Annotated in this window: 9 protein-coding genes; 2 read left to right on the forward strand and 7 right to left on the reverse strand. The window is 36.7% G+C overall.

Annotated elements, in window-relative coordinates; translation table 11 throughout:
* Positions 1-18: 18 nt before the first annotated feature.
* From JL102_RS01810 to fbaA, 7 genes are all read right to left on the reverse strand, one after another.
* On the reverse strand, positions 19-1,416 hold the full coding sequence (locus JL102_RS01810; RefSeq protein ID WP_202241969.1) for a peptidylprolyl isomerase: 1,398 nt from the start codon (positions 1,414-1,416) through the stop codon (positions 19-21).
* On the reverse strand, positions 1,394-2,206 hold the full coding sequence (locus tag JL102_RS01815; protein WP_237390300.1) for a peptidylprolyl isomerase: 813 nt from the start codon (positions 2,204-2,206) through the stop codon (positions 1,394-1,396). Before JL102_RS01815 ends, JL102_RS01810 begins: the two co-directional genes overlap by 23 nt.
* Before the next feature lie 49 nt (positions 2,207-2,255).
* Positions 2,256-4,238, reverse strand: a complete 1,983-nt coding sequence (locus JL102_RS01820; RefSeq protein ID WP_202241971.1) for a peptidylprolyl isomerase — start codon at positions 4,236-4,238, stop codon at positions 2,256-2,258.
* Positions 4,239-4,343: 105 nt separating this feature from the next.
* On the reverse strand, positions 4,344-4,718 hold the full coding sequence (locus JL102_RS01825; RefSeq protein WP_237390301.1) for an ATP-binding protein: 375 nt from the start codon (positions 4,716-4,718) through the stop codon (positions 4,344-4,346).
* A gap of 32 nt (positions 4,719-4,750) precedes the next feature.
* Positions 4,751-5,089: an STAS domain-containing protein gene (locus JL102_RS01830; RefSeq protein ID WP_202241973.1), complete on the reverse strand. Its 339-nt coding sequence runs from the start codon at positions 5,087-5,089 to the stop codon at positions 4,751-4,753.
* A 46-nt stretch (positions 5,090-5,135) separates the two neighbouring features.
* A complete protein-coding gene (locus JL102_RS01835; RefSeq protein WP_202241974.1) occupies positions 5,136-7,199 on the reverse strand; it encodes a PP2C family protein-serine/threonine phosphatase in 2,064 nt (687 codons plus the stop codon).
* Between the two features lie 145 nt (positions 7,200-7,344).
* On the reverse strand, positions 7,345-8,421 hold the full coding sequence (fbaA, locus tag JL102_RS01840) for a class II fructose-bisphosphate aldolase (protein WP_202241975.1): 1,077 nt from the start codon (positions 8,419-8,421) through the stop codon (positions 7,345-7,347).
* Positions 8,422-8,606: 185 nt separating this feature from the next.
* Between fbaA and accD the strand changes: the two genes are divergently transcribed.
* Positions 8,607-9,446, forward strand: a complete 840-nt coding sequence (accD, locus tag JL102_RS01845) for an acetyl-CoA carboxylase, carboxyltransferase subunit beta (RefSeq protein WP_202241976.1) — start codon at positions 8,607-8,609, stop codon at positions 9,444-9,446.
* A gap of 315 nt (positions 9,447-9,761) precedes the next feature.
* Positions 9,762-12,515 carry a PAS domain-containing protein gene (locus tag JL102_RS01850; RefSeq protein ID WP_202241977.1) on the forward strand — a complete coding sequence of 918 codons (2,754 nt, stop codon included), beginning with the start codon at positions 9,762-9,764 and terminating at the stop codon, positions 12,513-12,515.
* Positions 12,516-12,723 lie beyond the last annotated feature (208 nt).

The raw sequence follows: 12,723 nt of genomic DNA on the forward strand, positions 1-12,723 counted from the left end.
TTTTTTAGAATAGGTTCATCAATTCAAAATGCCACAATATTCATAATCATCTTCTATGCTTATGAATACGTCACCTCTGGCTTCGTTAAACCAATTATTTAGAGTTCTATTTTTCTTTTCGCTAAGAGCAGCTGACTGTATTTTTTGCCAATCATCTTTAAGATTAGCCTGGTGTGGTCTTACTTTAGATTTATAATATAAGATTCTTACAGCCTGCTTACCATTATCGGTTCTGAAGCGAATGGGTTTGCTAATATTACCTACCTGCATGCTATCCAGAGCAAAGAAAATAACAGGATCTAAGTCTTCACTAGACACCCTAGTGCCTTCATTGTTATCAGTGAAAAAACCACCATTACCAGCAGTATACATGTCATCGCTATATTCTTTGGCCGCTTTTGCGAAAGTGATAGAATCTTGTGTGATTCTTGTTCTCAGGCTATCAAGATATTCTATTCCTTTTTGCATATCTTTTTCAGAAGGCTCCGCAGAGATAAGTATATGGCGGCTGTTATATTCGTTACCTCTTCTTTCTATAAGTTGTACTATGTGCACTCCAAACTGAGTAGTGAATGGGTCTGAGATCTCTCCAGGCTTTAATTTCAGGGCGGCTGCCTCAAATTCGGGAGCCATTACTCCTCTTTTGGCAAAGCCTAGGTTTCCGCCATATTTAGCACTTCCTGGGTCTTTGGAGTATTCCTTAGCCATAGCTTCAAAGCTAGCTTCTCCACCTAATATTTTCCTTCTTATATCGTTAAGCTTTTGCTTTGCGGCCTTGAGTTGATCTTCACCTACTTCGGGTATTTTTACAATTTGAGCCACTTCTACTTCAGTAGAAAAGTAAGGTAAGCTGTCTTGTGGCATTTTGCTGAAGAATCTTTTAACCTCAGAAGGAGTAACTTTGATACCTGAGGTGATCGTCTCTTGCATTCTTTGCACCACCAATTGCTCTTTTACCTGATCTCTAAGGTCTGCCTGTATTTCTTCTACGGTTTTGCCATAGTAAGTTTCCAGCTGCTCGGGCGAACCACCATATTGAGAAAGAATCATTTGCATCCTTCTGTCTAGGTTGCCATCAACTTCTTCATCGGTAACTATCACTGAGTCTATCTCTGCTTTGGCTACCATAAGCTTTTGGCTAATAAGCTGGGCTAGTATTCTGCAACGGGCATCTGCCGTAGCAGGATTACCGTTGGCCAGGTAGTTCATGTAGGTGTTCTCAAGGTCAGACTTTAAAACTATGTAGTTATCTACCTTCGCTATAATCTTATCGGCTACTAGGCCCATTCCTTTTTCCTCCGTGTCGCTGGCACTAGTTGTAGTTTCTTCTACTTCATCCTGAGCGTTAGCAAGGGACCAATGCAGCACACACAGTATAGCTACTGCGGTAAATCTAATTATATATTTCAAATTCATTGTTTTGGGTTGCTCGTTCATAAACTTCGTCTTCGAGTTGTTGGGCTAACTCTACCTTTCGCTTATTGATAATAATACTTCTTATATCTTCTTTTACAAACTCCAGAGGAGAAATATTGTCTGAGATTCTAAATTCCTGAATCTTAAGGTAATATCTAAATTTATCGTCTGAAGTTTCTGAATATTTCTGATTTTGTAAATACTGTACTTTATTAGGTATTTCAGCTAAAGGCGAATCTTGTATTACTTCATCAAAAATCATCCAAACAGAATCATCAAGCTGATACTTAGTGGCAAAGCTAAGACAGTAGGAGTTCAATTCTTCTAAATCCTTTTCTTTTTCAGAGTTGATCAGACCTTTTACTTTCTTGATTTTTGGTGCATTAAGCGGCAATTTTATGTACTTACCTCTAATGATATTTTGCTTTAATATAAAGTTATCTATATGCTCATCATAATATTGCTTCACCTCTTCATCTGAGATACTTTTATCCAAATGTTTATTTACATAGTAAGACTGATACTGATAGCCCATTAAACTGTACTTATAGTCCAGCATCTTTCTTTCAATATCAGCTTCGTTAAATTCAATTTTAGTAGAAGCTTCTTGTATCAGGAGCTGCTTTTGTATCCAGTTATGAATGAAGCGTTCTACTCTTTCAGAGCTATCTTCTTTGCTCATAGTGGCAGGTGCTATACCTTCTAGATCTTCACTGTACAGGTACTGATTTTTTACCCTGGCTATGGGTTCTCCTGTATGCTCCTCTTCATTGCTAACACCGTCTCTCATTTTGATGAAATCACAGCCCCACAGACAACAGAGGGATAATATGATAATGCTATTTTTTTTCCAACTGCTCATAAATATACTTACGACCTTTCTCATTTACTTTTACAGGGTATTTTTCTCGTAGTTGATCAACCCATTGTTTTTCAAGATAATTCTGATAGTCAGAGATCACCATTCCTTTAATTTGATCTAATGCTTTAGGGCCAGGAGGCAATACTTTTTTAATGACTATTAGGTTAAACCTGCCATTTAATTCCTTTTCCTGTATGCCCTCGGTCCATTCTACCTGATCAATAACTTCTTCCTCTTCTTGTTCAAATACATCTTGTTTAATCTGCAAAGATAAGGCTCCTTTTTGATTATACTCTCTTTCTAGCTCAGCCTTATCCAGAGTAGTGTTATTTTTTAGTGAATTTTTTATTTCATCAATAATGTCTTGACTCTTGGCATTATATATAGTAGCCTCTACTCTTTTTCCTGCCTGGTATTTATCTAAATTCTTTTCATAATAACTCTTGAGCCCGGTAGAATCTTTTACCGCCTTATTCCACACTTCTTCCTCCATAAGCTGGAATAACAGGATGCCTTCTTTGTACTCTTTTACCAGCATGCGGTAGTCTAAATATTTATCTTCAAGATGTTCCTCCTCGTATGCTAATAACTTTTGGTCTATATAATTATTATACATCTGCTCCATATAATCTTTAGGAGCATAAGAGTTTGGCGTTTGATTTTTAGCCACGTGAGTAAAAAAGTCTTTAGCAGTATAGGTTTTCTCTTTGATGCTAAATATTCTATTATTCAAAACCTCTACATCTTTGGGAGCCGTCCATTTACCTTTAGTTAGTGTGCTATCAGCAAAAGTTGATAATTTGTCTGCAAATGGATATTCACTAAACTCATTTTCCTTTTTTAACTTCGTTATAAAAAGTTTTTTGCTTATCTGAGCTCTGGAGTCTCTGCTAATACGATTTTGTATGGTCGGCTCCATTTCTTGAAAGCTTTCAATAGGGAGTTTCTTTTCTAGCTTGATGATGTGCCAACCGTATGGGCTCATCACAGGGTCAGATATTTGCCCCGGAGTTTGTAGTGCGAAGGCCGCTTCTTGAAAGGCAAAAGGAAATTTACCAAGACCAAATATTGGCAACTTACCACCAGTGTTTTTGGTGTTAATATCTTCTGAGAATTCTTGAGCCAGCTCATCCCAGTTTACACCGCCATTGGCCTGATCATATATTTCAAAAATTTTATTGCGAGCTTCAAGGGAATCTGCTTTGTCCTGATCTATTCTGATCATAATGTGTGAAACCTCAACTCTGCCATGGCTAGGTCTTTTGTTGATTACTTTTATAATATGGTATCCAAATTTTGTTCTTACAGGTTTCGATATTTCTCCTTCAGGTGTGTTGTAGGCAGCTGATTCAAAGGGATATACCATTTGCATAGAAGTGAAATAACCAAGATTACCCCCATTATTCTGAGCAGATGGATCTTCTGAGTATTCTTTGGCAAGCTTACCGAAGTCGGCCCCATCAATGGCTTTTTGACGTATATCAATAATTTTATTATAAGCTTTTAGGGTATCTTCAGGTGAGGCATTCTCACCAACCATAATCAGTATGTGAGATGCGTTGATGTCTTGCTTATACCTGTCATACGCTTCTTTTATAAGCTGATCAGTAACTTTGTTCTCGCTGAGATATGGTTTTTTAAGTTGCTCTTTATAAGTGTCATATTCCTTATGAAAAGCATCAGTAGTATCCATGCCTCTACTTTTGGCTTCTTTTATTTTCAGCTTGAAATTTTGGTATAATTTCAGGTAGTCACTAATGTCGGCGTGTGAAAATGCGCTGTCATTGTTAATATTATTCTTTTTGTATACATAGATAAACTCATCTGTATAGGTGGAGTCATCAGCTACTGTGAATAATAATAGATTTTTTTGGTTTGAGGTGGTTTGGGTTGAGTTCTTACTGACCTGGCAGGCGGCTACAAGAGCAAATAGGGTAAGAACATAAAGTAGGTTTTTCATTAGGTTAATTTTTAAATCCGGTTAGATCTTATTAAACCTTGCAATTTTAAGCAATTCTGTATGAAAATGAGGGGGGAAAGAGAAATATGTAAGTTTTTTGAGGAATTATATCTTCTTGGAGAGGCGGCAAATATGCTTTTTCTGGTCCGTAGTGATTTGAATATCATCCATTATTCTTTTTACCAGAATGAGACCGACACCTCCTTTTCTTCTTCGCTTTATAATTTCATCTAAAGTAGGCTCTTCATATTGATTAATGTTAAACATCTCAGCTTTATCTATGATGCTGAAGATCACCTCTTTGTTTTTCTTAAATTTGATTTCTAACTCTATAGAGTCGCTGGCATTGCACTTATGAGTATGGATAATGAGGTTAGCGCACACCTCATCTATAGCTAGCACCAGGGTGCTGATATCTTCCTCTGAAAGGCCGTGTTTATCTAAAACGTCTTTCACGAAGGATCTGATCTCCCTCAGCATTTCTTTTTGACACGGAACTTTATAACAGTACTTCATCCCAACTTAGCTTGCGCTTCTTCTTTATTTTCCTCTATGTTCAGTAGCTGGTCTAGCCCCAGAATTTCAAAAACATTAGCCACTTTTTTATTTAAACCAAACAGGATCAAATGTATATCTTGTTTTTTGAATTCTTCTATGTAGGACATAAAAACACCCAGGCCAGCAGAAGAGATATAATCCAATGAAGTACAGTCTACTAGAAATTTCTTTCCTCCGCCAGATACCGCCTCACTTATTGCGTTATCTAACTCTATTGAAGAGCTGGCATCTACCTCACCTATAATTTTTATCACCTCGTACTCCCCCTCTTGGGTTCTTATTATGTCAACCATATTTAATTTTACGTATTATGTTAACTTATGTTATGGATATATAATTTTAAGTAAATTTTATTATTAATGTGGTGTAATCATCATCTATAGCCTTGGAGCCTGTAAACTCATATAGCTCGGAAATCAGGTCTTCCTGAATACTCAATATGTCTTTATCTCTTACTTTTTCTATGAACTCTTTCAGACGATCATAGCCAAATTCCTCTCCTTTTTCATCCTTGGCTTCGGTGATGCCATCAGTGTATAAAACGATAATGTCATTCTTTTTGTAACCAAAACAGTTGGTCTGAATATAATTACCAAACTCCTCATTTCTTATAATACCCAGCCCTAGTCCTTTGTTTTGAAAATATGAAGCCTTTTTGGTTTCTGAATCATAATACAAAGTGGGGCAGTGCCCAGCCCTGGTAAACTCCACTCTCTTACTTTCACTATCAATCACAAAGTAAGATGTGGTAATGAATGAGGCCTTATCGAGGCACCGGCTCAGAGCAGTGTTAGCTCTTACCAGAAATTCTTTAGGAGGGAGATCCAGCTGAGCAAAGCTGTGGAAGATACCCTTCATCTGAGACATATGGAACGCTGCAGAAGTGCCCTTTCCTGATACATCGCTTATTATTAAGGCAATTTTATTCTTATTAATTCTGAAGGTATCATAATAATCACCTCCTACTTCATCTGCAGCTTCAGAAAAAGCTATGAGATCGTAATCTACACCATGATCCAGTACTTTAGGTAAAAGGCTACTTTGTACGCGTTTGGCAATTTTTAGCTCCTCTTTGTACCTCTCGTTTTCAAGAGCTTCTGATAAAAGCCTGAAATTTTCTATGGAAATACCAGCCTGGTTAGTAAAGGTGTCTATAATTTTAGACATCTCCTTGTTAAAACCATCACTCACGTCTTTTAGTAAAGCCAGAGTGCCTACTTGCTCATTTTTTACATAAATAGGAAAAGCTAGTATAGACCTAAATCTTGAGGAACGTAGGGTAGAAAGATACTTGTTTAGGTTACGACTACGGTCACTGCTAGGCTCTAATATGCCAGATACTTTGTGACTATTAATGTGAGACTTAATGTTTTGGATTTCGTTTACCGAAATTTTGTGAGTGTAGAATTTGCTGGGACCATTAGAATTAAATATTTCAATCCAGGTGGCATCGGCAAATACAGTACTTGTGGCACTTTCCAGTAGTATTTCATATACTCTTTCTTCACTTTGCTCCGTCTGTATAGATTGGCTAAGTCTTTGAAAGTTAACTACTTCTTCTAGCTTTTGCTCAAATACTGAAGACGTAGGCAGGTTAAAGAGGATTACCAGTAATGAGAATAATGAGTAAATAAAAATAAAGCATATCAATGACACCAGAAAGGTGTTAGACGTGAAGCTCAGAAACTGAGGAGAGATTCTGGACAGATCCTCAGAGAGGCTAAATACAGTGAAGACAAAATAGCCCAGGTAAAACATCGCCAGTAGTATTAGCAATATGCTTTTCCATTTTTGCTTAAAATTAAGGTATGCCACCCACTTCATGTTGGCAGAAAGGAATATGCCTAGCAATATGAGAAAGGCCATATAAAATTTCTCCATTTCTACTAAGCCTGGGATAGGTAGCACTGCGGCAAGCAAACTGATGAGTAGTGCATACTCGAAAATTTGCCATACGGTAAGGAGAAATTTTGATTTCTGATAAAGGATAAGCCTCTTCCAAACTATAAAAGTAGATATGAGAAAGGAGGCAATAAGCCCAAGGTTTATAAGGTATATGAATTCCAGAAACAGCACATTTTCAGATAACTTGGTGTTCCCCAGCAGAGTAAGGAATAGTCGGAAAATGAGCGAGACTATAGTAGTGATCAGGCCAGTCACAAAAACCTTCCAAAGAAGATCTACAAAATTTACACTCTCAGCCTTTTCGATTCTATACTTAAAAAAAACAAATAAGGAAAGTATAAATACACTGAGGGCTACTTTTGGTATTTCATTGCCAAAGCCGGAGTCTAAATTATTTTTATCGCTAAATACAATAGAAAGCTCAGTAAACACCATGGCCACCCATGAGATTATGGAAATTAGGCTGGTGAGTCTTATTATAGCTTTACTACTGATCATTTATCTTAAGTGAAAAAACGCTTGAAGTTAATGAATTATCTTTTTTATTGCATAGATGCCGATGATCAAAGGCAATTTAATCTTGAAAAGACAAAAGCCCCGGTCAATCTTATTGACCGGGGCTTTCTGAAAGAATAATTAAAACTTAGGCTATCGTTCCAACGTTGTTCAAGTCATCAAAAGCCTTTTTAAGCCTTACGATGAAAGACTCTTCTGCTTTTCTTAACCATACCCTTGGGTCATAGAATTTTTTATTAGGAGAGTCATCCCCATCAGGATTACCAATTTGAGACTGTAGGTATCCTTCATTCTCTTTGTAGTAATTTTTAATTCCTTCCCAGAATGCCCATTGCTGATCGGTATCAATGTTCATTTTAATTACACCATAAGAAATACCTTCTCTGATTTCTTCTACTGTAGATCCTGATCCTCCGTGGAATACGAAATCTACAGGGTGATCTTCTGCAGTGTTGAATTTCTCTTTGATATGATCTTGAGAATTTTTAAGGATTACCGGAGTAAGTTTTACGTTACCAGGCTTGTACACGCCGTGAACATTACCGAAGGCAGCAGCAATTGTAAATCTAGGACTTATTTTTCCTAGTTCTTCATAAGCATAAGCTACTTCCTCTGGCTGGGTGTATAATTTAGAGCTGTCAATGTCAGTATTATCTACTCCATCTTCTTCTCCACCTGTAACTCCTAATTCAATTTCCAGAGTCATGTCCATTTTGCTCATTCTCTCAAGATATTTTTTAGAGATTTCAATGTTCTCCTCTAAAGACTCCTCAGAGAGATCAATCATATGAGAGCTAAATAATGGCTTGCCGTGAGTTTTGTAAAATTCTTCACCCGCATCAAGCATACCATCTATCCATGGGAGTAGCTTTTTTGCAGCGTGGTCTGTATGAAGTATAACTGTAGCTCCATATAGCTCGGCCATTTGGTGTACATGTTTAGCTCCGGAAACAGCTCCTGCTACTGCCGCTTGTTGGTCAGTGTTGGGTAGGCCTTTTCCTGCAAAAAAGCTGGCACCACCGTTAGAAAATTGAATAATAACAGGTGATTTTATCGCTGCAGCTGTTTCTAATACAGCATTTACAGTGTTCGTGCCTGTTACGTTTACCGCAGGTAGAGCAAATTGCTTTTCTTTTGCATATTTGAAAAGTTTCTGTACATCATCGCCGGTGATTACACCTGGTTTTAAATATGAAGCTGACATTATACTATAATTTTAATGATTAAAAGCTTTTATTACGCATATATCTATGCATTGCAAATAAACTAAATTATTTAGGTTGGTCACATTCTTATAGGTAATTTTTGAAAGATGAGAGAGAAGGTAGATATTTGCAAGAATAAATTTGACAATAATTGATCACCGATCAATAAATATATATGGATAACATGAGTTGGTTCAAGAGAAAAGATAAAGGGATACAGACCCCTACTGAGGCCAAAAAAGAGGCTCCTGATGGACTTTGGTTTAAAACTCCAAGTGGTAAAATCATTCATACCAGAGAGCTCAAAAACAATGCTTACGTGAGTCCTGAAGACGGTTACCATGTAAGGATAGGCTCTAAAGAGTACTTTGAAATTCTCTTTGATGAGAATGAATTTACGGAGCTCGATGAGAATATGGAATCTGCTGATCCTTTAAAATTTAAAGATAGCAAGCCGTATCCTGATAGAATAAAGGCTTCTCAGGCTAAGTCTGGTCTTAAAGATGCCGTAAGAACTGCTTATGGTAAAATAAATGGCCTTGATCTTACTATTGCCTGTATGGATTTCAACTTTATAGGTGGGTCTATGGGATCTGTAGTGGGAGAAAAAATAGCCAGAGCTATTGATCATTCTATACAAAATAAGAAGCCTTTTCTTATGATATCAAAGTCAGGTGGCGCCAGAATGATGGAGGCCGGACTTTCTCTAATGCAGATGGCCAAAACATCTGCCAAGCTGGCATTGCTTAGTGAAGCGAAAATACCTTATATATCATTACTTACTGATCCTACTACTGGTGGTGTTACAGCCTCTTATGCTATGCTCGGTGATTTTAATATTTCTGAGCCAGGAGCTCTTATCGGTTTTGCCGGACCTAGAGTAATTAGAGAAACTATTGGTAAAGATTTACCTAAAGGATTTCAAAGTGCAGAATTTGTTCTGGAACATGGCTTCCTCGATTTTATTGTGGATAGACGTAATTTGAAATCTAAGCTTTATACACTGCTAAAAATGCTGAAGTAAGCCAAAAGGATTATACTTAAAAGGCTGTTACTTATCTCGTGACAGCCTTTTTTATTTCCAATAATCTTAATAAGACATAATTATATTAATATAATTATGTCTTATTAAGATTTGATTAATTCTTTCCTCAGGTTAGTTAATGGTAATTAGTGAAAAAATCCGACTTATTTTAATCCCATAACACAAATTATTTGCGAGAAAATCAGTGGTGAGGGGCTTACCAAATGAAGGTTATCTTTATATATATACTGCCTATGGTGTTGGAATGCCCTAATTAAAAATCTAAACTTATTTTTTTTATCTCATAGTTTAATCATGTTTACTGACAAAAGTTTTTCCTTTATTATTACGATGGGTGTACTCTCAGTAGTAGTTCTCATTGGTTTTTTTACTTTTAATTATAAGTACAGAACTTATAATAAAGAAGCTCTTTCCTTTCTGGAATCAATGGAAGATGTAGAGCAAAAAAATACACAGTTATTAATTTCTTTAAGTGGTAATGAGAATTCTTTCACCAATGCAGATCAGGCTGTAAAAAGCATGATTGAAGATATTAGTGCTGTTAAAAAAAGTGAGAGTGATTATTTTGAGCAGAGTGGTGCAGTGCAGTGGGAGCGTTTGTTAAATCAAAGTAATTCCCTTGAAGAACTTCTGGTCTCATTGAAGAGCGGCCTTCAGGTACCCGCAGAAAAGGTGCTGGAGTTATGTAAGGCTAATAATGCCATAATACAAAAATTACAAACTAAGGTAAAGGCAGATCTTGATGGCAGAACCAGTGACTATTATCTGTGGACATCAATACTGTTTACTGCTTTTACGCTGGTATGGGGTGTGGCTATTTTTGTGCTTATCAGGTATAACCGCGAGCATAAAAATATTTATGCTGAGATGACCAATATTAATGATAAAGAGCATAAAAGAACCAAGTTGTTTAGTGAATATGTGAGCTCTATTGCTAAGGGAGAGTTTGAAAACCTTACCGAAGTGGATAAAGAAGATAAACTATCGACATCACTAATAGAGTTAAAGGATCAATTTAAGAAAAATAAAGAGGAAGAGGAGAAAAGAAGTTGGGTGAATGTAGGCTTGGCAGAAGTAAATGAGGTACTACGATTAAATGATGATTTAACTAAATTATCAAATGACCTGATCTCTTATATTATAAAGTACTTGGATGCTAACCAGGGGTGCATTTTTATTACAGAAGATGCAGCAACGGATGAGTACATGGAAATGAAAGCCATGTATGCTTATGGCAGGAAGAAATTTATTGAGAAAAGAATCGGCAAAGGTCAGGGGCTAGCCGGGCAGTGCTGGCAAGAGGGGCAAATTATTCATTTAAAAGAAGTTCCTGAATCTTACGTTAACATCACTTCAGGACTTGGAGAGGCACTTCCTAAAAGTGTACTCATTGCACCTTTGAAATTAAATGGCCTTACTTATGGTATTATAGAGATCGCTTCTTTCAAAAGTTTTGAGCCTTATCAAATAGAGTTCATAGAGAAAATAACAGAGGTGGTTGCTTCTATGGTATCTAACACCAAAACCAACGAAACCACTAAGAAGCTATTGGAAGAAACGCAGTATCAGACAGAGAAAATGCGTTCTCAAGAAGAAGAAATGCGTCAGAACCTTGAGGAGCTCTCAGCCACACAAGAGGGTATGCAGCGCGCTATGAATGAAGTGGAGGAGAAAGAGCGATTTATGAATGGAATTATCAACTCTACACAAGATGCCATTTTTGCTCTGAATAAGGATTACGAGTTACTCAACTTTAACCAAGCATTTGTAGATTTCTGGAGAGGAGCAAACTTGGAGCCTAAATTAGGAGGCAATATGTATGAATTAGCTCGCGATGCAGGTATTGATTTTGAGCACTTGCGTGTGCAGTGGGATAAGGCTTTAAAAGGGCAATATTTTAATGAGATTGAAACAAATATTGTAGGTGGTAAAGAGACCATTAGTGATGTTAGCTATAATCCATTGAAAAATGAAAGAGGTGAAGTGATAGGCCTTTCAGTCTTCTTTAAAGATGTAACAGAGCAAGAATTAGCCAAGCGGAATGTAGAGAAGTTATTAGTAGAAACGCAAGAGCAAGCGGAGATGATGAAAGCTCAGGAGGAGGAAATGCTTCAAAATATGGAAGAACTTTCTGCTACTCAAGAGGAAATGCAACGTCTCATGGATGAGGCTAACCGTAAGGAGAAGTTTGTTAATGATATTATCAACTCTACTGATGATACCATATTAACCTTAGATAATACATATAGATTAATTAATTATAATAAGGCTTTAGCAAATAGCTACCCTCAAATAGAGCTGAAGGCAGGCATGTCAATATTTGATCTGATAGATGAAAAAGATCGCGATTCTCATAAGGCGTATTATGACAGGACGTTTGCAGGAGAGAAGTTTGAGGTTACAGACTCTTTCATTTTAAATGGGAAAGAGTACTTTTTTCATACTACCTATAATCCTATCAAAGATATGGATGGTAATGTAACTGCAGTAGCCGTATTTGGAAAAGACACTACTGAGAAAGAAGTGACAAGGAAAGAAACGGAGAACTTACTGGAAGAAACACAGCAGCAAACCGAAGAGATGAAAGCTCAGGAAGAAGAGCTTCGTCAAAATATGGAAGAGCTGTCAGCTACTCAGGATGAGATGCAGCGTATAATGGATGAGATTCAGAAAAATGAGAATTACCTGAAGGAAGTTATGAACGTGATTCCTGACCCTTTAGTTACCCTAGATAAAAATGGAACAATCATTTTATACAATGGACCTTTTGAGAAAATTCTAGAGCAAAATGGTAATAAAGCAGAGGTAGGTGCGAGTTTTATAGATATGCAGTTTAATGACGATCAAAAAAATAATATAAGAGAGATCATAAGTAAGGTTTACAAGGGTGAAACCCTTGATTTTACTATTGAATATAATGCTAAGGAAGCGGATATTCATATTTATAATTTATATAGCCCTATAAGAGGTCTGGAGGGAGAAATTGTAGGGGTGGCTAATTACTCAAGGGACGTTACTGAATTGGTAATGGGAAGGAAGAAAAAGTGATAATTTATAAATTCAATATATATAAAAGCCTGGGTATATCTCAGGCTTTTTTTATGTATCAGAGAATATTGATTTGTATCATTAAAGTCTATAATATAGATAGTTAGCTTCTGGGTGATGTATTTCTCGGTATTTGAAAACTGAAAAAATTACAATTAGAAGGATACAAAACAGGTGGTAGTGGGATATATGTGTATTGAAAGTCAAA

Source organism: Fulvivirga sediminis (genome assembly GCF_016757215.1).
GTDB lineage: Bacteria > Bacteroidota > Bacteroidia > Cytophagales > Cyclobacteriaceae > Fulvivirga > Fulvivirga sediminis.

Excerpts from the sequence above, each read along its gene's own strand:
- JL102_RS01815 (WP_237390300.1), bottom strand. The coding sequence starts at position 2,206 with ATGAGAGACGGTGTTAGCAATGAAGAGGAGCATACAGGAGAACCCATA.
- JL102_RS01830 (WP_202241973.1), bottom strand. The coding sequence starts at position 5,089 with ATGGTTGACATAATAAGAACCCAAGAGGGGGAGTACGAGGTGATAAAA.
- JL102_RS01825 (WP_237390301.1), bottom strand. The coding sequence starts at position 4,718 with ATGCTGAGGGAGATCAGATCCTTCGTGAAAGACGTTTTAGATAAACAC.
- fbaA (WP_202241975.1), bottom strand. The coding sequence starts at position 8,421 with ATGTCAGCTTCATATTTAAAACCAGGTGTAATCACCGGCGATGATGTA.
- JL102_RS01820 (WP_202241971.1), bottom strand. The coding sequence starts at position 4,238 with ATGAAAAACCTACTTTATGTTCTTACCCTATTTGCTCTTGTAGCCGCC.
- accD (WP_202241976.1), top strand. The coding sequence starts at position 8,607 with ATGAGTTGGTTCAAGAGAAAAGATAAAGGGATACAGACCCCTACTGAG.
- JL102_RS01835 (WP_202241974.1), bottom strand. The coding sequence starts at position 7,199 with ATGATCAGTAGTAAAGCTATAATAAGACTCACCAGCCTAATTTCCATA.
- JL102_RS01810 (WP_202241969.1), bottom strand. The coding sequence starts at position 1,416 with ATGAATTTGAAATATATAATTAGATTTACCGCAGTAGCTATACTGTGT.
- JL102_RS01850 (WP_202241977.1), top strand. The coding sequence starts at position 9,762 with ATGTTTACTGACAAAAGTTTTTCCTTTATTATTACGATGGGTGTACTC.